The sequence below is a fragment of the Paenibacillus eucommiae genome, assembly GCF_017874215.1.
GTDB classification, from domain to species: domain Bacteria; phylum Bacillota; class Bacilli; order Paenibacillales; family NBRC-103111; genus Paenibacillus_AI; species Paenibacillus_AI eucommiae.
This window is the reverse complement of record NZ_JAGGLB010000039.1, coordinates 16,497-40,460: the sequence shown is the minus strand read 5'-3', so window position 1 is coordinate 40,460 and position 23,964 is coordinate 16,497. Positions and strand designations below refer to the sequence as shown.

Sequence of the window (23,964 nt, the reverse complement as noted above, 5' to 3'; positions counted from 1 at the left end):
AATTTTCGCGAATGATTTGTCCTATACTCGACATTTTATGTCCAATTTATTATAAATTATAGTGGTTTTTTGGTATTTCGGAAACGAGCCACGGCTAAAAGTAGCTCGCCGAAAAGACTTTATACACGTACAAATCTAACTTGAAAAATAGAATCTTACCAACATTCGGGCATTTTAAGTTGGACCAAATCAAAACCATCCACATTGTAAGCTTCCTCGACTCTTTAACCAAGGATGGCGCGAGACAAGGCTTTAGAAAAGGAAACCTATCAACCGGTACGATAGAGATTAATCACCGTGTACTGAAGAACATTTTTTCAAGAGCCGTTGAATGGAAGTTACTTAAGCTGAACCCACAGTTACTCAGAGCTCTTCAGAAAGAATCGATCCATTGGCGGACCATGATTACCCTTGCCCTGACTACGGGACTACGCCGCGGCGAACTGCTTGGATTGGAATGGCATCATATTGATTGGGAGATGGGCGTTCTTAGCGTAATACAAAGCGTTTCTATGTCTCCCGCGGGTATCGTTCATGTAAAGGAGCCCAAGACCAAAGCGTCAAAACGAAAAGTCGCTCTCCCCCCTTCCATGCTGGAAGAACTGAAGGATTATTATTCACACAAACTTGATGAAAGAGATAAAGTTGGAGATCGATGGCAAGGTGGCAAATACAATTTTATGTTCTGCCATCCGGACGGCAAAGCGTTCCATCAGGAACGACCTTACCTGTGGTTCCGTGCTTTTCTCAAGAAAAACAATCTCAGGTACATTAAGTTCCACAGTCTTCGACATACTAGCGCTACATTACTGATCAACCAAGGAGTTCATGCCAAAATCATTTCTGAGAGACTGGGCCATGGAAATATTCAAGTAACTATGAACATCTATGGATTCGCCCTTCGTTCCGCTGATAGGGCTGCTGCTGACAAATTTGAATCCTTCCTGACCGGAAGACAGGAATGAACCGAATAATACTCACACCACCCTATTAGCCCCTGAAAGTATGGTATAATGAAGAAAGAAAATACCCGTTAGCGAGGTGTTATGCTATGCAATGGCAAGAGGTTCGTAATATTTACCCCGATCAATGTGTCTTTCTTGAAATCCTGAATTCTCATACAGAAGATAGTGTTCAATATGTTGATGAAGTCGCATTAGTTAAAGCGATTCAAGATCCAGATGAAGCAACCAAGGAACTGTTGAAATGTAGAGATAACAACATCGTCTATCATACTGGTCAAGATAAGATAGCTATTGAGATTATAAGAAATCCCTTCTACAGGAGCCGATAAGATGCAGATGGATTATCTCGATGGTTTGCTTCAAGCATCCTTAACGATCTGTTATAGAGGACACTCGTTAACAATCGACAATTTAATAATTGATACTCGCGGCGCATTCTCTTCTATCTTCTGATATTGTATCAGAGATCGGCATCAAATTCGAAAATGGCGATATACTTGTGCGAAGCTTTGGGGTGGGTGGAGACGAATACTCGTTTCGAAAACGAGTTGATCAAATTCACCTTGGTGATCTAATCATGACAGATATCAGCATAGATAGATTTTGGCGTGTTCCATGAAGACATCAATTACATAAACGGCCTCATCGGTTTAGATATCCTTAAAAAGGGCAACATGATCATCGACCTTCATCAAATGGAAATGTATTCGGCAAACTCCAAATAGTATTGAAATGGGGACGCGAATTTGCTCGCGTCCCCATTTCGTCCCCAACTCCCCCACTAACTCACTCAAAACCCTTATAGATCAAGGAACAGACGCTCTCGATATGTGTCGTATGCGGAAACATATCCACAGGCTGCACCTCCACTGTCCGGTAGCCGCCGTTCTCGAGCACGCGCAGATCGCGCGCCAGTGTCGATGCGTTGCACGACACATATACCACGCGCCGCGGCTGCAGCTCGAGGATCGTCTCAAGCAGCGATAGCTCGCAGCCCTTGCGGGGCGGGTCCACCACGATCACGTCAGGCTTAACGCCCTGACTTTTCCAAGCGGGTAGGACCACTTCCGCAAGGCCTGCCTCGAAATGCACATTCGTTATGCCGTTTAACTCGGCATTCTTCCGTGCATCCGCTATCGCTTCCTCGACGATCTCAACCCCATACACTTGTCCCGCCCGCTGGGCTAGGAACAGTGAAATCGTGCCGATGCCGCAGTAAGCATCGACTACTGTCTCCCCGCCGGTTAACGCGGCGTACTCGAGAGCTTTACCATAAAGCAAATCCGTTTGCACAGGATTCACCTGAAAAAAAGAGCGCGGCGAAATCGCAAACTTGATCTCACCTATATAATCATAAATGACCTCGCTTCCCCACAAGACGCGGGTAACATCACCGAAGATCACATTTGTCTGTTTCGTATTTACATTGTGGCATATGCTTTTCACACCAGGGACCGCCGCGCGTATGCCCTCGACCCATTCCCGCTCATGCGGAATACGTGTTCCATTGGTTATAAGCACAACCATAATCTCGCCTGTCCGAAAACCCACTTTAACCACCACATGACGTAGCAAGCCTTGATGAGTCTCCTCCCGATACGCACTAATACCAAGCTGCTTACCGATTTTCTTAACCTCAGCAACCACATCATCATTAGCCTCATGCTGTATCAGACATTTCTCCATATCAATAATCCGATGGCTTCCCTGCGCATAAAATCCGCCAATCAGCCCGCCCTCTTCTTCACCAAAAGGAACCTGAGCCTTATTCCGATACCTCCATGGATCATTCATACCAAGAGTCGGATGAACAATTATCCCTTGACCTTGACTTTTATCTTGTCCTTGCTCTTGTACTAAATCCTCCCGAAAAACCCGAAGCTTCCCAATCCGCTCTAAATTATCAACAACCTGCTGCCGCTTCACCTTCAGCTGCGCTTCATAGCTAAGATGCTGCAATTGGCACCCGCCGCACTGCTCATAAATCCCGCAATCCGGCTTCACGCGTTCTGGACTAGCTTCAATAATACGCAGGAGCTTCCCATAACCGTATTGCTTCTTAGTATGAACAACCTTCAGGAGCACCCGCTCACCCGGCAGAGCACCCGCGACAAAAAGGGTAAAGCCATTCACACGGCCTACCCCTTCACCATCATGGTTAATCCCCACAATTTCTGCTTCGTACTCTACGTTCTTTTCCACCGGCAGACTACTGCTTTTATGTTTATCCGGTCGTGTGCCGGTTCCATTTTTCCGCTTCATAATACTCCTTAAAATAGTAATTCGATTCCTTCTCGATCTTAGCACTAGTCTTTTTCACTAATCATCCCATTCGCCCTACTAACTCACCCAACACTACTTCCCGCCACGCCCGCTCTCATCCTCACGCTCCTCAGCATCCTCGTCCTCCTCAAAGGACTCATAATGCGTCTCCTCATGCCCGTGACCGTTGTGCTGGAATGGCTTGGTGATCGTTTCCATGAGTGTCTTCTTATAGGTGGACTGGCCGGATTCATCTACGATGACCTGGAGGTGATTTTGCAGATTAGTGACAACACAGGGGAGAGTTCCACCGAATTCACCGTCAAGATTGAGCTGCACGTAGTCCGGGGAGCTGACTTCGATATGACGCGTTTGAAAATGGATGATATTAGGGTCATTCAGATGCTCGCCGCGCAGCGCCATCGATACGACCCGGATGAATTCCGCCAGATTGCAGCGTTTGAGAATAATGACATCGAAGAGTCCATCATTCAAGCTGGCATCGGGAGATAGCTTCTCGAAGCCTCCGACTGAATTGCTGTTAGAGATCAGGAACATCATGACCTCTTCGTGTAGCGTCATTTCCTCCGACTTTATGTAAATTTCGGTAGGTCTTAGCCGCGGCAGCTTCTCAAGGCCCTTCATATAGTAAGCGAGCTGGCCGATCACTGTTTTCAGCTTGCTGGGCACTTCGTAAGTTAGCTCTGTCATGGAGCCGCCGCCGGCAATATTGATGAAATAGCGGTTGTTCAGCTTCCCAACATCGATATCGCGCGAGTACTGCTTCACAATAATGTCGCATGCCTGTTCCCAGTTCTTAGGGATATTTAAAGCTCTGGCAAAATCGTTCGTAGTCCCGAGAGGAAGAATCCCCAGCTTCGGACTATGCTCCCGCTCCGCCATGCCGTTTACAACCTCACAGAGCGTGCCGTCGCCGCCTGCTGCGATAATTACGTCAAATCCTTCATCCACTGCTCTCGAAGCCGCCAGCGTGGCGTCTCCTTCTCCTATCGTGGCATGCGTGGAGGTTTCGAGTCCTCCCCGCTCCAGCCGCTGGAGAATATCCGGCAGACGCTTCTTCATCTCTTCCCGGCCCGAAGTTGGGTTATAGATTAATCTTGCTCTTTTCATCATACTTCATCGTCACCCGCCCGAAATTGTTAGTCCGCTTATGCTAGCTTTGCTTACCTAAGAAAGGCTCGGCCTGACGCCGGATCCACTGCGAAATCAACGGGCTCGGCAGCAGCGCCTGGCCATTGTAGCGATAATCGAAGGTCTCCATTCTTGCCGGAATCACCTTCCTGGTGAAATAACCTTCACTTAAAAAAAGCGGTGCAACGATAACCGCATGCTCCGGCTTTCGTGTGCTCCACCAGAGCATCTTGCGCTTCACCTGATCCGGCAGCAGCATAGCCACGTCTGTTTCGTCGAAGCCGCCAAGCGCTTTAAGCCGCTGAGCCAGCTTCTCAAGACCTCTGCGCCATTTGAGGTGAAAGCCCTTCTCAATGCTTCCATGACCGACGAGCAGCACAACTTCACGGCCCGGGTTCACGGACAAGGCTTGAATGTTCTCATAAATAATGTCGGCAATGATCGGATCGTCATCAATCGGTGAAGTGAAGTGAATGCGCGCCTGAATGTCAAAAGGTCTCATATCCGTCTCCAACGTCGGCTCGGGAATAACGCCAAGCGAATAGCTGATCTCATCAATATGCGTGCTTCCAGATGAAACGAAGAGAGGAACCACAATAATATCCGTCACATGCTGCGCTTCTAAGGTGTTAATGCCGTCTTGAATGAGGCGGCCTTCGACCAGCTCAAGATACGAGGCGGCAACAGGCACTCCAATCGGCATTGGAACCGCACAAATAGCTTCATCTACAAGCTTTACCCAATCGGAATCTCTTGATCCATGACTAATGACCAGGACCCCGAATTTTTGCATCATCTGTTCTCACCCGTTCCACAAACAATTCCTTCTATGCTAATGCTACCCGAACGAGCTCACAGCTGTCAATGAGACGAGAAAAAACCTTGCTTCACCAAGGCAAAGAAGGATTTCCTCATGCTTTTTGGAACCGTGGTTTAAGCCTGCTTAGCGATCAAGTCGATCCAGAGTCAGGATATAGCCATCATTGCCGTAGTTCAAGCAGCGCTTGACGCGTGATATGGTTGCCGTACTGGCCCCTGTTTCCGCCTCAATTTGATTATATGTGTGACCTTTGCGCAGCATGCGTGCAACTTCAAGCCGCTGGGACAGCGATTGAATTTCATTAACCGTACACAAATCGTCAAAAAATACGTAGCACTCCTCCAGATCCTTGAGCGTCAAAATCGCTTCAAATAGCTGGTCAATAGCTTTATCATCTAGTTTTTTCAGTTGCATTTCATTATCAACTCCTGGAAGAACGTGTAGGATTGGCTTGCGTGACAAGCCTTGCTTTATCCTTTCGACACTCGCCTGCAGAATTCCTTCCTTTAAATCGGCAAAACGTTAAAATTTCTCTGCGTTAATGAGTTAAATCGTGATAAATACATAGAAATCGGGACATTCGTCCAATCCAAAGTTAGGCTGCTCACATAACCTGTAGTAGAAAATTCAAGTAAAGGGTTGTGAATCCACGTGAATTCAAACAGAACAATGCTTGACAGCGAGCAAGATGCATATATACGAAGCTTCACCAGCCCACCTGCTGGAGGCTTTGGCGGCTACCCGGGACTTGGGGGAGATTCTTTTGCTGAGCTTTCACAGGGCATACCGCAAGGATTTCCGCAAGGCGTATCGGGTCTGCCCGTCCCTTATGAAGGTGGAACCGCATTAGGAACAGGAGCCTCCACGGGATCCGGCATACTAAACGGCCTCAACTTTAATCAGATCAAAGGCTTTGTGGAACGCATGGGCGGCGTTGAAGGGATCGTAGGAACGATGACCAAAGTTCAAAAAGTAATGTCCAGCTTTCAACAAATGGCTCCCATGCTCAAAGTGCTGTTCAACAGCTTCACCGGAGGCAAAGCCAAAACTGCAGAAAAATTCCGCTACGGCAAGCTTCCCAAAAGAAGGCGCAAACGCAGCACCAAACCCGGCGCAAACAGACGCCCCTACAGCAAAGGCAAAGGCCTAAGCACCAACAAACGCATAACCACCAACAAAACCATCGGCAGACGCCGCTAAGCTACCTCATTATTTTGCTATAATAACCACAGGTTTCCGTTAATCCGCGGAGAAGCGAGTAATCCGGCATCCACCCCAGCTTCTCCGCGGCAAGTGTATGATCCAAAAGACTATGACCGATATCTCCAGGCCTGCTCTCTTCATAAGAAGGAACAGCGGAGCATTCCAGAATTTCGCACAGCATCCGGTAAATTTCATGAATACTGGTCGAACGATTCGAGCCTATATTCAGTATGGACCCGCTTCCCCTCGTTAATGCGGCCAGATTCGCGCTGACCACATCTTTTACATATATAAAATCCCTCGTTTGCTCGCCATCCCCATAAATCACAAGCGAAGCCTCACGGAGCAGCTTATCGATAAAAATAGAGATCACCCCACCCTCCCCATAAGGGTCCTGCCTGATTCCATACACATTGGCATAACGCAGAATGGTGTAATCCAGTCCGTACAGCTGCGCATACATTTGAATATAGGGTTCCGCAGTAAACTTCGATATCCCATAAGAGGATTGCGGGTGAATCGGATGCGCCTCATTAATCGGCAGGTAGTGTGGAGCTCCATAGACCGCCGCGGAAGAAGCGTAGATCAATTTGCGAACCTGATATTTCCGGCATAATTCCAACATATGTATCGTTCCGAGAATGTTGACATTGGCATCATGCAGCGGATTCTTAAGCGAGGCGCTCACATCGACCTGAGCAGCATGATGATACACCACTTCTGGCTTAAAAGAAGCAAATACTTCGGCCAGCCTATCGTCAGTCACATCAAGCTGATACAGCTCCGCCTTGTCATTCACATTGGCAGCATGCCCGCTGCTTAAATTGTCGATCACAACGACGCTATGCCCTTCTTCGACTAAAACGTCCACCAAATGCGAGCCGATAAAACCAGCCCCACCAGTGACTAAAATATGCATAGGATTCACTTATTCCACCTTAACCGCCGAGTTGATAGGAACAATCTGTACCCAGGTCGTGCCTGGCAGCAGCCGTACTTCATTGGCTCCATCGTATGCGCGTATAATTCCATTTTTCTGCTCCCAAGTTACTTCAATCTGTTTGCCCTGCTGCAGCATAATGCCCTTACCCGGTCCAAAAATATCAACATTGCGCCGCCCCGCATTATCCAGAATTTGATGCTTGCTCTCAAGCACCAGCAAATTGGTCGCAGTCAGCTGCTTTTCGCTTTCTTTATCAAGATGCGGCTTGCCAGCCATCGTACGCTTATATTGACCACTCTCGACATCATATTCATACGACACTACATACCCACTTATATAGGGGATTTCTATTTTTGTTGCACTGGTTGCTGCACTGCTTGTCTGAAAAGTACTTTTACCATCCTTGGCAAAAGAAAGCACAGGCCCCTTCCATTCCTCACGGAACTTGCGCGTCTCTGCCCCCAGCTTCATTTTTTCCACAGAGGTATACAGATTATGCGGAGCTTTACGATCCTTATCCCGCCAATAAAAAGCATCATCACCATAAACCTGATCCAAATGCGCAAGCTTCCGTCCCACCAAAATATTCATCGCATCCTGGCTCCAGCCCGCATGTACAATCACAGCATCCAAACCCGCACCAATTTCCACAAAATACGGCCTAATGCTCCGAACCGGACCTATCACCTTCGCATCCTGACTTTGATATACAGCCACAAACCTAGTAATTTCGCCTTCAGCTAAAATCTCATACACAATATCAGCCTGATCCAGACCCGTTTGCGGCCTTGCTTGCGGAGAATTTTCCACCATAACAATAAAAGGACGACTTTTCACTTCCTCTTGACTAGGCATCCCGGTAAACGGAAAACTATAAGGAGCAGGCACAGGTGTAGGTGAAGGAGCCGTTGTCGGAATCGGCGTAGAAGTTTCAACCGGCCCTGGAGTAGGTATCGCCTTTAAAGTTCCACCCCCACACCCCGTAATTACAGTTCCTGTTAATCCAAGCAGCAATAAAACACTGATCGTCTGTTTACGATAAGCTTTCAACAACTTCATATGTAGGCACCTCTTAACACAAATTCGTCTAACAATTTTCATATGGCAACTTTATGTATCGACTTTCGAGACAACTGAGACAACTCTTCTGGTTTAATAAACTCCCTAAGTAGTTCGCTTTCCCATAGAAGATTCCCTGCTTCTGGAATTGAAAACTCAAATTCACTACAATATTCATATTTACTTTTCAAATTCACTATCCGAAATCACTATTCAAAATAACTATCCATATTTACTTTTCATACTCACTATCGCCAGCTATGTTTGCTATAATATAAATATCAGAACATCCGTGTATTACAAGGGGGCATGCCGCATGACAAAAGCTTCGAACCAGCCAGCTACGATACTTTTTGACGGCGTCTGCAATCTTTGTAATGGAGCCGTCCAATTCATCATCCGCCGGGACCCAAAAGGACATTTCCAGTTCGCCGCCCAGCAATCCACAACCGGACAAGCGATCCTGCAGCAGCTTGCTTCCTTAGATCCAACAGATCCAACAAAACCAGGAGCTTCTTTAGACCCATTGAAACCGTTGGATTCGTTGAATCCCTCGCATCCGCATAAGTCTGATGAACCTAACACAATCCTTCTTATTGAAGGAACGAACTGCTACACCCGCTCATCTGCAGCCCTGCGCATCGCTAGACGTTTGCGTGGAGCCTGGCCATTGCTCTATATAGGAATTCTTATCCCACCCTTTATACGCAATGCTATTTATGACCTTATTGCCCGCAACAGATACCGCTGGTTTGGCCGCCAGGAACAATGCATGCTCCCTACACCAGAAACAAAAAAACGGTTTCTCCCATAAATTCAACAAATTCAACCCAAATCAACCAAAGCCATGCATGAATGCCACCGCACCAGTAAAAAATAGGCTAAACGCCTGCAAAAGGAGAACAAACAAATGAACACCGTATGGAGCTTTCTTTCTCAATACTGGCTTTCCATCATCCTAATAATCGGCATTCTACTGGCTTCTTGGTCCGTATACAAACACAGGGACAAACTGTTCTACAGTGAAAAAGAAGAAGACGAACAACCCCAGGAATTAAAAAAGTAAAAAAAAGATATCAAGGCCAACCTGACCCACCTTTTTCCTGAGCATAGGGGATAGTGATTATATAAAAAAATATGTCAAAAAACATATATCAAATCCTATCTCGATAAAATGAACAGAGTCTGCACCAACAAAAAGATCCCCGCCCACCATACACATTCAAAAAAACTGCAAATGCAAACACCAACTTTGAGCGAAAATTCCTGCACTTTTTGCAGTTTTTAGGTATAGCCTCGTTCCTAACTCTTTAATAGAGCTAATCATTTAAACAATTAATAAAAAATTGTATTAAATACTTTCACCTTCATCTTTCTGAGCCAAAGGGATAGTGATCATAACAAAATTTAAGCTACTCAAAACCCCGTCCTCTAACCGTTATCCTCTCCCCCCAAATTTAACACTTTACCCTACTAATCCTTTAAAGCAAATAGATCTCCTCATCCACGCTGTTTAATATGTTACGGCTTCCCTCGTGAGTAACATATGTAACATCCGTAAAATGTGCAAAATGTGAATAACATGTGGATAATTAGCCGTTTTCTTGTGGGTGGTATGTGAGTAAGTTTCAATTTTCTGTGTGTATCCCCGTGAATACTGTGGATATCTTGTTGATAACCTGTGGTTGAGTAATTTGCACCCTTGCATAACTGTATGATTTGTGGGTAAGCATGCCCTGACATATTCAAAAAAAATGATTTATTAAAGACATGCGCCGCCCTTCATAAATAAAAAAACCTTTGTTCCAACTCATACAAGGACAGAATCTGGAAGGTTACCCTAAGACAACAAGGGAACAACCTTGGAGAAATGCTCAAGAAACTAAATGAAGTTGCACGAGGATTTGGAAACGATTTCGGTATAGGGAATGTAAAAAGCAAGTTTCGAGAATTAGATGGATGGACTCGAATGAGGGTGCGAGCCTTTATGTGGAAAAAGAAGTCTATGGTTCAAATTCGCTGATTCCAAACAAAGTATTGGAATCGGCAGGAATGGTGTTTCTAACAAACTTACTCACCGCACGTTCCTAATTCAGGAGGGAAATAGGCAATCTTGTGACGGATGAAGAGAACTCACTCCTGAAGATGGGGAACTGACGAAGGAAAGCCGTGTGCGGGAAATCCGCATGCACGGTTTGACGGGGAGTCAGGGGAAGTAATTCCCCGTTTTCCCCTACTCTTAATTCATGCGGTGTGTTTTTGCTACATCCCGAATGCTATCTTTGATCTTTACCGGAATATAGTATATCAATCAATAGTTCCCTTGACTATAACAGCCAGTTTGTTCCCGCCATCAGCCCTTGTTCCCAGTGGCATTGATGGAATAAATTTTCCGTAGCCTGTTTGGCATAAACATGATACTCGCTTACCACTCCTTCGATGGAAAAAGCGATTATTATTAATGCCGTTGATCCCATTGCCGTTCGCATCAATATGGACACCGGTCTCTGATCGTCGGTATAAAGAAGTTGACGCAATCGGCGTCGATGGTCGTTTCGCAACCTTCGCCCGACGCAGGAACCCGTTGATTCTATTCTATGCCGGAGCAATAGTTGTCACTGTCCCGTCGGCTCCGCGCACCTTAAGAGCGCCTCCGTGCGCGTATATATACACACCGCCAACCGGATTCGTCGAAGGTTCGACAGCGACATTGGCGACAAATACGCCATTCGTTTTATCGACAGTCAGATTGGCCGTACCTCCGCCCATATAGAGACCGAACTGCGCTCCGGTCGCAGGCGCATAACAGACGACGCCCTTCGGCAATTCCGTTCCCGTCCCTGTCCCCTGAATGACTACCTTTCCAGAAGCAAACGCACCTAATGTCGTATTGGCTGCGGGAAAATAACCAAAGGAAGCGCTTCCCAAGTTGCTAGCATTGGCCCCGGCCTTCGTCCTGAATTGCGAGCTCGCGGAAGTGCCGCTATTCGTGTTCGTATTTTGAATCAGGCTCGCCGAATTAAACGATATACTTTGCTGAAGCGATCCAGGGTCCGCAGGTCCAAGATTTTGCTGATCGATTCCAAACTGACCGGCGGTTGTGCCGTTCCATCTGAGCTTACCGCCCGCCGAAATTCCCATTCTCCATTTGATTGGGTCTGAGTACGGATCTTGAGAATAGATGGTCAGCGCATTTAATGCCGCTCCGGCCGTATTCGAAACAGCCAGTGTACCGAAATCATTTGTTTTCGCTTGATCGATCGCAAACCGCTGACCGACAGTGCGCAGTTGATTGCTGGAGGCCAGAACGCCGTTATACATGATTTCCTGCGCATTCGGATAGGAGTAGGTCCCCCCAATGATTTCATTATTGCTTGCCTGATAGTATCCTGGAGGGCCGTCGAAAAAAAACCTTACAGGAAGCGTGAACCGAACGGTGCTGCCGGCAGTAGTAAATGTTTGCGGACTCGTGTCGCTGGGCGAAGTGGAAAGCTGGAACGAACCGGATGTGGAATTAATAACATAATAAGCTTCTCCATTAGTCAACCCGGCCGGCGCGGTTGAAGATGCGAGCACAACTTTATCCCCGTTATTAAATGCCCTGTAGGTAGGCTGCGAGAACGAGTTGGAAGGACTTGGGGTTGCGACAACGTCAAACCAGTTGCCATAATTGCCTGGGGCTTGATCCGGTACGAGTCCGGCTTCCCAGCGGCAATGATCGAAAAAACAATATTGAGCGCCGTTGGCGTATACATGATATTCGCTCGTATACCCTTCAAAATCTGTGCCCCTGAATCTTACGTTCGTAATGGTAGAGACACCTGTGCCGTTAAGGACAACATGCCGCCATCCGGAAGTCCTGACCCCATACACGGTTCCTACTTGCTGTATCGAACCGCCGATGAAATCCAGTTCGTTGCAGAACGAATCGTTTATAGGACCGGTCGGCTGAATCAAATAGGCGATTTTGCTATTCAAGATATATCCCCCATAAATTCGGTTAAAGACATTCCCTTTCCCGATGGAATCGTAATGCTGCCCTGTTTCGAAATAATAGATGCGGCCTGGATAAAGATCGGAGTTCCACACGTTCGCGATTCGTATACCCTTGCTTCCTCCCGTTAGCACAGGATTTAACGGCTTTTTCAAATCCGGCAGCGAAATTGTAGCGTTGATCAGAACATTGCTGCTATCCGTACCGCCAATTGTGACCGCAGTTCCGGCAAAGTTATCCGGATACAGGAACACCGCTCCACGCGCTTCTAGATGACAAAACACGGTGAACGGCTGATTGACGTTGTAGGTGCCTGGAGGGACAATCAACTTGGCGCCAGGCGATTGGTATACGGGGTTGACAGCCGCATTTTTCAGCGAATTGCAGTAATCCAGCGCCGCCGCGATGGCCGCTGAATCGTCCGTAACCCCGTCGCCTATCGCGCCGAAGTCTTTCACGCTGACGATTTCGCGCAAGCGGTCCCCGACTGTCCGCACCGGCTGATCGTCGGTATAGCGGAAGTTGACGCAATCGGCGTCGATGGTCAGATCGCATCCTTCACCGCCGTAAACCGATTCGGTGACGGTCGATTCGCCGCCAACCGCTTTGGCGACCGAGCTCGAAAACAAGCCGCTTGCCGCAATCGCCACACCCGCAGTTCCGAGCGTGGTGAGCAGCGCTCTCCTGCTGATTTTCTCATTGCCGGCGGCTTGCGTTTGGTCCTGATGCTGTAAATCGTCTTCGTGCCTGGAATTACCGGATGGATGGGTCATAGAATGAATACCTCCCTGGATAATGGATGAATTTGTATGGAAATCGTTGGTGGAATAGGCAAGAGGATTTCTCTCACATCAGTTGACGCTTACAAATACTGCAATTATTAACTTTCGATCCCATAGGCGAGACGCATTCGCGTCTTATTCACGCTGCCGATCATGTCAAAATGGGTTCGACAAGGACTTTGGCGTAACCACGACATTCAATTCGTCTGTATTGCAAGGCATCACAGCCGACATTTTCCTTAAAACAGGGGACGACCAGCGCCCCCCGTAATCTGTTTAAAGCTTAGTCTGCCAGCTTATACAATGAGAAATCATCGATATAAAGCTTATCTGTCGTTTTGAAGTCTCGGAGCGCTACACAGACTTGCAACTGAGCAGGCGCAACCCCGCTATAATCAGGCTTGACCTCGAAAATATACTCCAGCTTCCGCCACTGCCCTATCGCCCAAGATAAAGGTATGACGTCAGTTCGCACATCGGAAATCTTCACTCCTCCAGACTTGAGAATGTTGGTCCAGAGTTGAATCGAGCCTGGCGTAGTTGCATTCGTTGGCAAGTAGTAGTACAGGACGGCTTTATACTTGCCAGGTGTAATCACTCCGGTAGTATACTGATAAGGTCCGGCAGCTTGATCGACTCCGCTGGTCACAAGGCTGTAGGTGCCTGTATGCGCGTATTCATACGTGCGTTGTGTGACCGTAGTTCCCCACTGTCTCCAAGGGAGTGTGATTTCACTAGGTTTTTGCGGATTTCCTAGCTCAAATGATGAATTTTCCAAATAATTGGTCGGTTCTACAAGATGAACAGGTCTGAAGCTGTCATCCTTCCAGGGCGCTCCTCCGCCCCAGCCTAAAAATTTGGTGGACCCGTGATAAGCCCGGAAGAAGAAGCCCATCAGGGTATTGGTCTGAGCCAGATCGACGCCTATGCTGGAGAACGGAATGACCTGAATCGTATTCCAGCGGTCGATTCCGATTTGCGCACTTGCTTGCCATTGGGTAGTCGGATCCGGCGCCGGGCCTTTCTTGTAGACAAACTTGACGGCGTTAGGATTGGTGAAAAATCCTTTATAGCCTGCTGACACATCGCCTGTCACATAGGTTTCGACGGAATCGTCCTGGCCGCTTTTCCACCAGTTATTCGGCGCCTCGGTGCTCTTAATCAATTTATTCGTGGTCACTTCACTGTCAAAGTTTTCATACCCGACATACAGGTTCTCGTTATCCCACAACAAGTACACTTTCGTTTCTACAGGCGCGCCGGCGTTGGAGCCCATAACAGTAAACTCGGAGAATGGGATCGCTGCTGTCCACGCTCCTTGACTGAAATCGAGCGATTGCAAAATGGTCTCTTTGCTGGCCGTTGTTTTGACCGCAGATGCAGTAAGGTTGGTGTAGGAGTCAATTCCACTCAATACGTTGTAGAAACGCGGTCTTACATTTCCGTTCGCCGGTTCCGTATCTACATAACGCTGTACGGCGGCAATAAGCGTGCTCTGCAAGCCATTCCATGCGCCGGCGTAAATATCTTCCTTGAGTGTTCTATCGAGAATAAGATTACTGGTGAATTCGTTCAATAAGCTTTTCCGTTTTTTCGCCATCGCGTAGCTTTTCTCGATATCGTCCAACATCGTCATTGCTGCTTGTTCATTCGCAGGCGTGTTGACCGTTCCTTTCTTCGGATAGCTTAGTGCCGACGCTTCATAGTATTCAAATGTGCGGAGGAGCAACTGGGCACGCGTCTTCTGCTTTCCTGCCCCGGCATTGACAACGGCGAGCTCCAGCAGGCGACGGCTCTCGGCCATGTCTTCCTTCGTCACGATTTCCAGATAGCTGTGGTCGAACAGATTCAGGTAATTCCGCTTATTCGTCGCATTGACCCATGCCAGATACCAACTTGACTGGAAAATGCGCGTCGTCCAGAAGGTTTCCCAATACTCATAGTACTGCTGCAAATAGGGAGCTGCTGCTGCGCCTACCGCTCGCTCATACCATTCGCTAGTCAATTCATTGACATCCAGGTTCGGATTCCATTGCAATTTGGCTGATACCCAAGGTTTTGGGCCTTCCCCAAAGTTCGGATACAGCTCCGCGACATGAGCGATCACCTTGTGATCTTGAGCGTATTTGTAGTTTTCCGCCATTTGTTGCATGTAGATACGAGGCAGATTGTACGGCGCTCCATATAAATATTCATAGAATCCAATATTTGTCGCCTTAGCTTCCCAGAGCGCGGTTTGTCCTTTTCCGGCCGTCTCGTGTTCCGGCAGTATCCAGGTCATACGATCGTCCGTGATAAACGGAATGACGCGTGGGTTTAATGGAACGGTCGGCGGGTCATAAACATTCAAGTAGGCCAGCAATCCAAAATATTTATCCGGATGTACAGCCAAAACCCCTTCAGCTACTTGGTTAACCCAAGGATAATAGATGTCTGACATATTCAGTACACCCATAGAATTCATCTTCCCTGGATAATTAGGGTGATTCGGGTTGGATTCACAAAAATTGTCTTGTTTGTCGTTAATACCTAGCGAGTAGGATTTCGCAGTAGGATTTTGATTAAAATACTGGATAATTCTCGCGATCGCCGCTTGCACCGTCTCGTTCGTAAAACACGGCTGCCAATCGTAAGAATCAGTAGGAAGAACTCCGTTCGGATAAAATTCGGGATGATTGGCAAAAACAGCAGGATCAAACAAGACGTTCATGTTATGGTGGAAATTAATCGTTTGCTGCATGCGATTATCTCTACTCCAGTCGCCTTGAATAGCCATTCCGAAGAAGTGGCGGGAAATGGCGGCTGGTTCATCTTTTACCGGTTCAAAGGGAACCGTCAGATTTGCAGTCAGCGGCACATCCTCGCCGTCAGGTCCAGGCAGCAACCAACGAATACCCACATAGCGTTCAAGGAATTCGTCCACGCCATATTCCGTCCCCCAAGCGGTCGGTCCCATGATAGAAATCGATTGCTCAAAAGGCCATATCACAAATCCGTGATCCCCTAGTCCTTGCAGTTCGCCCGTGATCGCGGTTTGTGTCTGAGGAGCCTTCGTTCCGACATAGATCCGTACTTTGTTGTCATACTGACTGCCAGACTGGCTCAGTTCTGTCGTCGTCAAGACCGGCAGAATGGCGTTAGTGGACTTCTTGACATACGCGGCTAATTTATTTGCTGCCGTTTTTGTCTGATTATCAGCGTTCGGTTCCATGATAATTAATGACTGTGCCTGGCCATTCGCCACAATACTCAGGTCCGGCATATGTTCAAGGGTAACGTTAACTGCCGCCGTTCCGCTGTTCGTAACCTGGAATGAACTTGATTGGTATGGGGCATATCCCTTCTTTGTTACGATAACGGTGTGACTGCCGACATGCACATCGTGAATCGCATAAGCGCCTGTGCTGTCTGTAGTAGCCGATCGAGAGGTACCCGTTACCTGGACGTTGGCTCCCGCAAGCGGCGAACTGGCTGTGTCGGCTACAATACCGGCTATACTGCCAAGCATAGGAGTCGGCTCTGGTGACGTGCTCGGCGTCGCAGTTGGCGCTGTAGTTGGCGCTGCAGTTGGCGCTGTAGTCGGTGCCGTGGCTGGTGCTGAAGTCGGCGCAATAGTCGGTGTTGCCGTAGGTGCGGCAGTTGGCGATGCGGACGGCATTACCGTTGGTAAAACTTCTTCAGCTTGCTCGATGTATTCGTCCAGCTTGGATACGAATTCAAAAGCAAGCCGGGCGATCGCCTGCCGTTCGGCGCGGCTTTGCGGATCGAAACGGAGCGAACCGTCAGGATTGGCAATGCCGCGTACGAAGCCGATTCGATATCCGAAGTCGATGTACGCTCTGGCCCATTTGGATATTTGCTCTGTATCGGACCAAGTAACATTCGATTCCCATTGAAGCGCTTTCTTTTCCAATCCGAAAGCGCGAATGAAGAGCACGATCATTTCTTCCCGCGTAACATTCGAATCGGGCGAGAACGCTGTTTCGGAGACGCCCTGCGTAATGCCTGCTTCGACGAGTGCTCCGACGTAACCGCGATACCAGCTGCTTTCTGACACATCCTGGAAGTCGCTGGCCTTCTCGGGTTTTGGCTCCAGTTTCAGCATAGAGGCAATGATCTTGGCCAATTCGCCGCGAGTGATCGGATTTGCCGGCGCGAAGGTTCCGTCCTCATAGCCGGAAATGATACCGGCTGCGCCCAGTTCCTCGATTTCTTGCTTGGCATAGGACGCATCGATATCGTTAAACCGCGTTTGGGCTTGAACCGCTTTGACAGGAGCCCATCCGTTCAACTGCAAGACGGAAGCGAGTAAAACGACAACCAGAAGCTTTGCTACCAGAGTTCTTATCTTTCGACTGATTTGAATCAACATATCCATATCCTCCTGCTACCATAGAATAAATTGAAATAAATTTAAAATTATGAATTTATTTGCTTTCATGGACGAAAAAATCTAACCTTCGTCTTTTTCGTCCATATGGTCAAAATGTCGCTGTAGCCAAAGAATCCCTGCATCATCCTGGAGTTCCACGCTGCGCCTTCTGTTCCAGACGAACGCCTTTATTCATCGTCGCCGCTCCCAACTATGCAAGCGCTTGCGGTTTAGGAACTGGCGAAATGCGAAGCATTTCGCCAGTTCGCCTTTTATGTCAGTCCCGCAAGCTTTGTCGATATTGTCCGGGGGTGATGCCGACCATTTTTTTGAAATAGCGAATAAAATTTTGCGAATTTTGAAAATTGAGCTGCTGCGCAATGTCCGATATCGTCAATTCCGTATTTTCGAGCAGTTCCTTGGATACGTTGAGTCGATGCTGGGCCAGATAGTCGCTGAAGCTCATGCCGGTCCCTTTGCGGAACACCCGCCGTAAATAATCGGGATGGTATCTCAACTGCTCCGCGCATGTTTCCATCGTAAGATCGGTTTGATACTGCTCGTGAATCATTTTGCGCATCTGCTCGGTAATGATGTAGTACTGCTTCTGCGACTGCTCTTCCCGCCATTGAATGAACGGCTTGAGCACTTTCCCGACGATCCAGTTCTCGATTTCATCCAGGGAGTTCAACTCGAACAGTTGATCGAAAATCGTCTTCTGATCATTCAACAGCTGGGACAAAAACTCGTCGGAATCGAGCGAGTCCGTCAACAGCGTGACGAGCAAGCGCACCAAATATAGCTGCAGCTCGCGGTAACTGACGTTGGCCTCCAGCAAATACCGGGAAATCAGCCGTAAATTTTCCTTCGCCTGCTCATAGTCGTTCTCCTCGATCGCTTCAATGAGCGCTTTCTCCAGCGCCGCAGGATATTTGACCCGGATGATCCGGTCGGGCGCCAAATCCTCGAAGAAGAAAAGCGATTGCTCGATGATGACGCTTTTTTGCTTCAGCGCTTCCGTCGCTTCCAGATAGGCGCGGTTCGCTTCCTTCAACGAATGAATCGAACGGCTGATTCCGAAAATAGCATCCAGCTCCAAATAGCGTTCGACGGCTTTGCGAATCATCACAATCAAAGACCCGACATATTCCCGAAATTGCTCAGGCGTCTCGTGCGTGCTGCCAATAACGACAACCTGACTCAGTCCGATGGTAACGGCAGGCAATCTATTGGCGGCAGGAATCAATTCGCCCATCATATTTTTGACGGCCATCATCATCAGATCCCGATCGCCTTCCTTGTACCGCGAGCGTTCCCAATTGCTAATTTGCAAGGACACGACGCAAAACTGCTTCCACTGCGCATTCAACTCGTAATGGGCCGATTTGGACCCTACTTCCGCAGGGTTAACCTCGCCGATCAGCAGCTTAAACAAGAACAGTTCCCGCAATTGGCTGACCTGGCCCGCGATATATTCATCCTTGCCGATCTGTGTCTCCACAAGCGATTCCAGACGCGCTTCAATCAATTCAATTTCGTTGTAATTACCTGCGGCTTGCGAATCGGACAAGCGAACGACTGAATCGTACAGCTTGCGGATCGGCTTATACAACCGGCGATTCATAGCCATCGCAATCAGAAGCGTAAGCAAGAGGACGCAGAAGCAAATTATAAACATCGTATTCCGAATCGAGCGGGCGTCTTTGGCAATTTCGGCATTCGAATAGATGGACACATAGTACCATCCGTTATAGGCTGACCGATTGACAACCGCCAAATGCGAATCATCGAATGTGAACGTTGCCGGACTGCCCGGCTGAACCATCTCCTGGAGATGGGCGGTAAACTCATCAGGCAGCCGGCTCCACTCGGAGGAGAAGGATTCTGAAGCCGCCAAAATGTGCAAATCGGCGTCGATCATAAGCTTCGCATCGCGATTGCCGCCGGAGGACAGCCGGCGCTCGATTTCGTAACGCGGAATCTGCACGCCCAGCATGCCGGTCGGCTTCATCGCGTGGAGAGGCGTTCGCTTCATCAGAATAACGGCGGCAATATCCGCCTGCGACTTCGCTCCTTCTTCGTCCGCCGTGACCTTTTCCGCCTGCTGCGTCACCCAGAACGACTTTTCGCTCCTTTCGGAATAGCCTATGTACCGGTCGCGATCCGGATGCTCGCTGAGCAGGAACGCCCCATGGTTGTCCAGCAGCCAGCCCTTGGCAAAGTTGATGTAGAACACATTGCTAATTCCCATTTCCAGACTTTGCAACTGGTACAAATGCAAGGACAGCTCGTTAAACGACTGAAAGCGGCTCCCGGAAAAGTCCCATTCGACCGCGTCTTGCAGCAAGGTAGCGTTGGCCAATTGCGTAAGCGAGAAATCGATGGTCGTATACAATTGCTCGAGACGCATCTGCGTTTCCGTGAGAAGCTGGCTGTTGCGTTGATTGACCTGATGCGCGACCCGATCCATAAATAAATAGTAAGAGAAGCTGCCTAACACAAGCACGGGAATCGCTCCCACGAAAATACTGATTACCATAAGCCGCACCAATAATCGCGGGGGTCTACGCTTCATGACAACCACCTCCTCACAGATGCATAATCGATCGCGCGGGAACAGCTCACCCGCACGGATACAGAGTCGATAAATTTGGTTCCGACGCGCGTTTTACACCGATGGCTCGATTATCTCAATTACTACGGCGGCATGCAAGCCGAACGGCGGGACGACAAACGAGATGCGGTCCGACTGCCTGCTGACGGCAAGCTCGGTTCCATCCGGGATCAACTGGACACGGCCTGCATCCAGCCGCAGCGAAATTTCGACTTCCCCGACCGGATGAACCTCTTCGATGAATGCCCTCGAGCCTGCCGCCGTTTCTTCACGCACGTTGATCAAATGGACGATCACGCGCGACTGGCCAGGCTGCCGCATCACGTTCACCTCGACGGAAAGCGGTGCGTGCACGACGATTCCCGGATCGGGATTCAGTACCCGCAAGCCGTTGAGATACAAATTGCGGAGCCAGGGCGAGCCGCTGCTCCAATATCCCGCCTCCAGCGGCAACGGGATGTACATACAGCTCCCTTTGCCGAATGCGTTGATCACAACGGACGGATGGGGCGTCTCAACTGCCGGATGGGCGTGCTGATGGTACACATGACGATGAACTTTCGTCTCGACGGCCGGCTCCATCAGCCCGGAAAGCTTCGTCCCGGTTGTCGGCGACACTTTCAGAGAAGGCAGTGCCGGATTTTTCAGCAGCAAAGGCATATCCGGAACGTTGCCCGACAGCGCGGCATCGACCGGGTACAGGTATGAGACGCCATACAGCCACATGTCGTGGAAGTCGGCTCCAAACACATCGCTTAGTCCGAAGTTTTCGCTGCGCTCTCCGTTCGCTTGATACAAGGAGGTCCGTCCAGTGGCTAGCAGCTTGCCGCCGCTCTGCACATAGTCCCGTACTTTGGCTTGCAGATCTTCGCTCAAATATGCTTGATCCGGCAGGATTAGCATTTCGTACCGACCGATATTCGCCGCTAGCCCGTCTTCGTCGAGAAAGTCGAAGTGGATATGCCCTTCTGACAAGATCCGGTGTACGCCTTGCAGGGTCCCTTCGTCCAGGCTGCGAGGCAGGGCCGACGCCTCCAGCATGCGCTTGTTGCCGATACTGAACAGCACGGCGACGGAAGGCTCGCTGACCGCCTCTAGCAGCCACGGCTCGAGCGATTGAACCCAATCGTTGGCATACTTAACCGCCTCCATGACCGGCTGCGGCACGCTGCCCTTCAAGGCGCCGGACGGATAGGCGACGTGTCCGAAGCTGATCGAGCCTCCATTCGCCACGGCGATGGCCGCCGTCGTGCGCAGCGTTTCCGGCGGCGCGACTGTCCATTCCCCCCAGCTTCCCATCTCGCTGGGCATCATTAACTCAAACGGCTTGCCGAACGACCGCTTCCAGCGCGCTAGCAGGCTGCCGTACATGTAGTGCGGCGGATGGAACTCCGAGGTGAAATAATCCGCATACCGGTCCGCCTCCACTTGGCCGAACCGGGGATCGCCCGCATGATTCCAGCCGATCAGGAAGTCCGGACGAATCGCCTTCAGCCCGTTCGCTGCGTCCCGCAGAAACCGGTAGCGAATGTCGCGCTGGAACGTCTGCCACTGTGTCATTTCCTTCGTACCCGGCACCGGCGTCGCGGACGCATCGCAGCCGAACCGGTTCCGGTACGCCGCGCGGCAATATTCGCAGTGGCAGCAATTGTCCCACACATACGTGATGTCGAAGAAAAATCCGGCCACCTCGTAGCGTTCCGCGATTTCGCGAAGCTGACCGTACACATAATCCCGATAAGGCGAATTCATGCAGAGCAGATCGTAGAAGCCGAATGCTTCCTGAATCGGGGTCTGATCGGCGTCACGCTGCCGGTAATCCGGGTTGGCCCCGGCGACATGGCTGTTTAGCCCGACATTATAATAGGCGATGATGGCGATGTTATGCTTCTTGGCCTCGGCTATAGCTTCGGCGAGCAGGTCGCCGTTCAGCTTCACATTTTTATGACCGATCTGCGTGTCGAAGTAGCTGTTGCCGAATGCATCCTTGGTCATGAAAGTAATGGTCTGCATGCCCGCTTCGGCAGCGGCCGCGAAATACTCCGCTGCGTTCAACCGCACCTCCGGAACAGCTTCCCCCGCGTGGAAGTCAAACAGCCCGCGGCGTATCGTTTGACGGTACAACTGGTTTTTCATCCGTAATCACTCCATTACTTCTTGTTGATTTTCGCGTAATCGGCCGAGAATTCTGCGATAATTTGATCGCCGCCGTTTTTGCGCCATGTTTCAAGCGCTTGCTGCCATCCGGCTTCATCCAATTCGCCCATAATGAATTTGCCGCGGGCGTCCGTCACTTGCTTTTGCAATTGGGCGCCTTTCTCCACGTTGGTTTGTGAGATTAAAGGATTTGTCGGATTGGATACGCCTTTCTTTTCATTGCTGGCGACGATTTCTTTCCATTTGGTTTCCATTGGCGTATCGCCTGGCTTCGGTCCGAAGATGCCTAATTTGACCATAATCTGATTCAGCGGGTTAATCTCTTTATTATATAAGTCGGTGTTCACTTTCGGCACGCCGTTCTCCATCGTATACGTATAGCCTTCGACGCCGAGCATCGTCAAATCGATCATTTGCTTGTCCGTCATTTTGTCGAAGAATCCCAAAATGTTTTTCAAATCCTGCTCGGTCTTGACGCTGCTCTTCGGAAACATCAGGAGTCCCGCGTATCCCGGATCGGCTTGAATGAATTCGCCCTTCGGCCCGCTGACGCCAGTAGCGACATCCAGCTCGGCTTGCGGATTCAGCTTCTTCAGATCAGCGAACAGCGCGGTCGTTACCGAATCCACTGCCGTGAACAAGAAGCCTGCTTTCCCCTGATTGATATTGGCTACATAACCGTCCTTCGCAATCAGGAAGTCCTGGTTGACCAGTTTCTCGGTGTACAGCTTCTTATTAAACTTCATGGCCTCCAAATATTCCGGCGCCATGAAGGAAGGAATCAGCTTGCCGTCCGGCTGAACGCCCCAGTTCAGCGGCGCGCCGAAATAGATGGCCAGATTGTCGATTGCGGCCCCTTGGTCGCTCAAGCCGAATGTGTCGTTCTTGCCGTTCTTGTCGGGATCATTGAGCGTGAAGGCTTTCAAAACCTCATACAACTCGTCGATCGTTTGCGGCACTTTCAAGCCGACATTGTCGAGCCAGTCTTTGCGGAACAAGATGCCCGCGCGCGAAAGCGGCCGTGTTCTCGGTAAGCCGTACACTTTGCCGTCAAGCGAGATGTTGGTCAATATTTGCGGATTCAAGCTGGCCAAATTCGGATAATCCTTCAAGTACGGCCCAACTTCCCAGAACATGCCCGAACGCACGGCGTTGACGATATTGGCGCTCTTGTTGTCTGGAATGACGAGCACCTGCGGCATCGAGCCGGAGGCGATCGTCGCGTTCAGCTTCTCTTCATAGCCGGCGCCGACCACCCAGTTGATGTCGATGTTGTAGTCGGTAAAATCGCGAATCTTCTGCATGCCTTGGCTATCGGCTTTAACCGGCTCCGTCGTGTACTGCGGCACCATCATCGAGATGGTGATCGGCGTTTTGCTTGGGGCGGTACTCGGAGCCGTTGAGCCGGGTGTGGCCGGAGAGTTGGAAGCAGCAGGCTCTTTCGGTTTCTCGCTGCTGCAGGCTACCATACTGCAAAGCGCCATAACCGCAACGATGCTCCCGATTGCCGATTTCCTCACCACTGTTGAGAACATTGTCATAAATGTGTTGACCTCCTTTGTAATGTAAAACAGTGCTCTATATTTTACTTGACCAAGGCGGTATTCCGCCACTGCCGTTTCGCAACCTCTATCCTCCTTC

The 23,964-nt window shown here is 49.5% G+C and carries 17 protein-coding genes and 2 pseudogenes; 8 read left to right on the top strand and 11 right to left on the bottom strand.

Translation table 11 applies throughout. The annotated features are described in order from the left end of the window. Positions 1-119 precede the first annotated feature (119 nt). The 3 genes and pseudogenes from J2Z66_RS43620 to J2Z66_RS35840 all read left to right on the top strand — a co-directional run. Positions 120-215 (top strand): annotated as a pseudogene (locus tag J2Z66_RS43620) (tyrosine-type recombinase/integrase); the annotation flags it as partial. Beyond that, positions 189-965: a site-specific integrase gene (locus J2Z66_RS35845; RefSeq protein ID WP_312894945.1), complete on the top strand. Its 777-nt coding sequence runs from the start codon at positions 189-191 to the stop codon at positions 963-965. The pseudogene J2Z66_RS43620 and the gene J2Z66_RS35845, both read left to right, overlap by 27 nt. A gap of 86 nt (positions 966-1,051) precedes the next feature. Further along, positions 1,052-1,294 carry a hypothetical protein gene (locus J2Z66_RS35840; protein WP_209977661.1) on the top strand — a complete coding sequence of 81 codons (243 nt, stop codon included), beginning with the start codon at positions 1,052-1,054 and terminating at the stop codon, positions 1,292-1,294. A 457-nt stretch (positions 1,295-1,751) separates the two neighbouring features. On the opposite strand, the gene rlmD is transcribed toward J2Z66_RS35840, so the two are convergent. The 4 genes from rlmD to J2Z66_RS35820 form a co-directional block, all read right to left on the bottom strand. Further along, positions 1,752-3,227, bottom strand: a complete 1,476-nt coding sequence (gene rlmD / locus J2Z66_RS35835; protein ID WP_209977659.1) for a 23S rRNA (uracil(1939)-C(5))-methyltransferase RlmD — start codon at positions 3,225-3,227, stop codon at positions 1,752-1,754. A gap of 93 nt (positions 3,228-3,320) precedes the next feature. Beyond that, positions 3,321-4,361, bottom strand: a complete 1,041-nt coding sequence (locus J2Z66_RS35830) for a diacylglycerol kinase (RefSeq protein WP_209977657.1) — start codon at positions 4,359-4,361, stop codon at positions 3,321-3,323. A 40-nt stretch (positions 4,362-4,401) separates the two neighbouring features. After that, on the bottom strand, positions 4,402-5,175 hold the full coding sequence (locus J2Z66_RS35825) for a sirohydrochlorin chelatase (protein WP_312894941.1): 774 nt from the start codon (positions 5,173-5,175) through the stop codon (positions 4,402-4,404). Between the two features lie 147 nt (positions 5,176-5,322). Then, the gene (locus J2Z66_RS35820; RefSeq protein ID WP_209977655.1) at positions 5,323-5,613 is read right to left on the bottom strand and encodes a YerC/YecD family TrpR-related protein; all 291 of its coding nucleotides are present in this window, start codon (positions 5,611-5,613) and stop codon (positions 5,323-5,325) included. A gap of 237 nt (positions 5,614-5,850) precedes the next feature. Between J2Z66_RS35820 and J2Z66_RS35815 the strand changes: the two genes are divergently transcribed. Beyond that, positions 5,851-6,399, top strand: a complete 549-nt coding sequence (locus J2Z66_RS35815; protein WP_209977653.1) for an aminotransferase — start codon at positions 5,851-5,853, stop codon at positions 6,397-6,399. Between the two features lies 1 nt (position 6,400). Here the strand turns inward: J2Z66_RS35815 and J2Z66_RS35810 are convergent, their stop codons facing one another. Then, complete coding sequence (locus tag J2Z66_RS35810) at positions 6,401-7,321, bottom strand: NAD-dependent epimerase/dehydratase family protein (protein ID WP_209977737.1); 921 nt, start codon at positions 7,319-7,321, stop codon at positions 6,401-6,403. Between the two features lie 9 nt (positions 7,322-7,330). Further along, the gene (locus J2Z66_RS35805; RefSeq protein ID WP_209977651.1) at positions 7,331-8,404 is read right to left on the bottom strand and encodes a DUF3048 domain-containing protein; all 1,074 of its coding nucleotides are present in this window, start codon (positions 8,402-8,404) and stop codon (positions 7,331-7,333) included. A gap of 316 nt (positions 8,405-8,720) precedes the next feature. On the opposite strand from J2Z66_RS35805, the gene J2Z66_RS35800 reads away from it, so the two are divergent. From J2Z66_RS35800 to J2Z66_RS44225, 3 genes and pseudogenes are all read left to right on the top strand, one after another. After that, positions 8,721-9,218: a thiol-disulfide oxidoreductase DCC family protein gene (locus J2Z66_RS35800; protein WP_209977649.1), complete on the top strand. Its 498-nt coding sequence runs from the start codon at positions 8,721-8,723 to the stop codon at positions 9,216-9,218. Between the two features lie 96 nt (positions 9,219-9,314). Beyond that, positions 9,315-9,470 (top strand): hypothetical protein, encoded by a 156-nt coding sequence (locus tag J2Z66_RS35795; RefSeq protein ID WP_209977647.1) that lies wholly within the window; start codon positions 9,315-9,317, stop codon positions 9,468-9,470. A 756-nt stretch (positions 9,471-10,226) separates the two neighbouring features. Continuing rightward, positions 10,227-10,427 (top strand): annotated as a pseudogene (locus J2Z66_RS44225) (group II intron maturase-specific domain-containing protein); the annotation flags it as partial. A 572-nt stretch (positions 10,428-10,999) separates the two neighbouring features. Here J2Z66_RS44225 and J2Z66_RS35785 read toward each other — a convergent pair. The 5 genes from J2Z66_RS35785 to J2Z66_RS35765 all read right to left on the bottom strand — a co-directional run bounded on the left by J2Z66_RS35785 (position 11,000) and on the right by J2Z66_RS35765 (position 23,627). After that, positions 11,000-13,171: a glycosyl hydrolase family 28-related protein gene (locus tag J2Z66_RS35785; RefSeq protein WP_209977645.1), complete on the bottom strand. Its 2,172-nt coding sequence runs from the start codon at positions 13,169-13,171 to the stop codon at positions 11,000-11,002. Positions 13,172-13,463: 292 nt separating this feature from the next. Then, positions 13,464-17,552, bottom strand: coding sequence for a DUF4838 domain-containing protein (locus tag J2Z66_RS35780; protein WP_209977643.1), 4,089 nt, complete (start codon positions 17,550-17,552; stop codon positions 13,464-13,466). Positions 17,553-17,829: 277 nt separating this feature from the next. Beyond that, the gene (locus J2Z66_RS35775; protein WP_209977641.1) at positions 17,830-20,127 is read right to left on the bottom strand and encodes a helix-turn-helix transcriptional regulator; all 2,298 of its coding nucleotides are present in this window, start codon (positions 20,125-20,127) and stop codon (positions 17,830-17,832) included. 93 nt (positions 20,128-20,220) lie between these two features. Continuing rightward, complete coding sequence (locus J2Z66_RS35770) at positions 20,221-22,302, bottom strand: beta-galactosidase trimerization domain-containing protein (RefSeq protein WP_209977639.1); 2,082 nt, start codon at positions 22,300-22,302, stop codon at positions 20,221-20,223. Positions 22,303-22,316: 14 nt separating this feature from the next. Next, positions 22,317-23,627 (bottom strand): extracellular solute-binding protein, encoded by a 1,311-nt coding sequence (locus J2Z66_RS35765; protein ID WP_209977636.1) that lies wholly within the window; start codon positions 23,625-23,627, stop codon positions 22,317-22,319. On the opposite strand from J2Z66_RS35765, the gene J2Z66_RS35760 reads away from it, so the two are divergent. Continuing rightward, on the top strand, positions 23,626-23,892 hold the full coding sequence (locus J2Z66_RS35760) for a hypothetical protein (protein WP_209977634.1): 267 nt from the start codon (positions 23,626-23,628) through the stop codon (positions 23,890-23,892). The two genes, J2Z66_RS35765 and J2Z66_RS35760, sit on opposite strands and share 2 nt — an antisense overlap. Positions 23,893-23,964: the final 72 nt, after the last annotated feature.

What these genes read in the sequence shown, in the direction of transcription:
- J2Z66_RS35840 (WP_209977661.1), top strand. Translation starts at nt 1,052, where the DNA reads ATGCAATGGCAAGAGGTTCGTAATATTTACCCCGATCAATGTGTCTTT.
- rlmD (WP_209977659.1), bottom strand. Translation starts at nt 3,227, where the DNA reads ATGAAGCGGAAAAATGGAACCGGCACACGACCGGATAAACATAAAAGC.
- J2Z66_RS35830 (WP_209977657.1), bottom strand. Translation starts at nt 4,361, where the DNA reads ATGATGAAAAGAGCAAGATTAATCTATAACCCAACTTCGGGCCGGGAA.
- J2Z66_RS35825 (WP_312894941.1), bottom strand. Translation starts at nt 5,175, where the DNA reads ATGATGCAAAAATTCGGGGTCCTGGTCATTAGTCATGGATCAAGAGAT.
- J2Z66_RS35820 (WP_209977655.1), bottom strand. Translation starts at nt 5,613, where the DNA reads ATGCAACTGAAAAAACTAGATGATAAAGCTATTGACCAGCTATTTGAA.
- J2Z66_RS35810 (WP_209977737.1), bottom strand. Translation starts at nt 7,321, where the DNA reads ATGCATATTTTAGTCACTGGTGGGGCTGGTTTTATCGGCTCGCATTTG.
- J2Z66_RS35805 (WP_209977651.1), bottom strand. Translation starts at nt 8,404, where the DNA reads ATGAAGTTGTTGAAAGCTTATCGTAAACAGACGATCAGTGTTTTATTG.
- J2Z66_RS35800 (WP_209977649.1), top strand. Translation starts at nt 8,721, where the DNA reads ATGACAAAAGCTTCGAACCAGCCAGCTACGATACTTTTTGACGGCGTC.
- J2Z66_RS35795 (WP_209977647.1), top strand. Translation starts at nt 9,315, where the DNA reads ATGAACACCGTATGGAGCTTTCTTTCTCAATACTGGCTTTCCATCATC.
- J2Z66_RS35785 (WP_209977645.1), bottom strand. Translation starts at nt 13,171, where the DNA reads ATGACCCATCCATCCGGTAATTCCAGGCACGAAGACGATTTACAGCAT.
- J2Z66_RS35780 (WP_209977643.1), bottom strand. Translation starts at nt 17,552, where the DNA reads ATGTTGATTCAAATCAGTCGAAAGATAAGAACTCTGGTAGCAAAGCTT.
- J2Z66_RS35775 (WP_209977641.1), bottom strand. Translation starts at nt 20,127, where the DNA reads ATGAAGCGTAGACCCCCGCGATTATTGGTGCGGCTTATGGTAATCAGT.
- J2Z66_RS35770 (WP_209977639.1), bottom strand. Translation starts at nt 22,302, where the DNA reads ATGAAAAACCAGTTGTACCGTCAAACGATACGCCGCGGGCTGTTTGAC.
- J2Z66_RS35760 (WP_209977634.1), top strand. Translation starts at nt 23,626, where the DNA reads ATGCCTTGGCTATCGGCTTTAACCGGCTCCGTCGTGTACTGCGGCACC.
- J2Z66_RS35765 (WP_209977636.1), bottom strand. Translation starts at nt 23,627, where the DNA reads ATGCAGAAGATTCGCGATTTTACCGACTACAACATCGACATCAACTGG.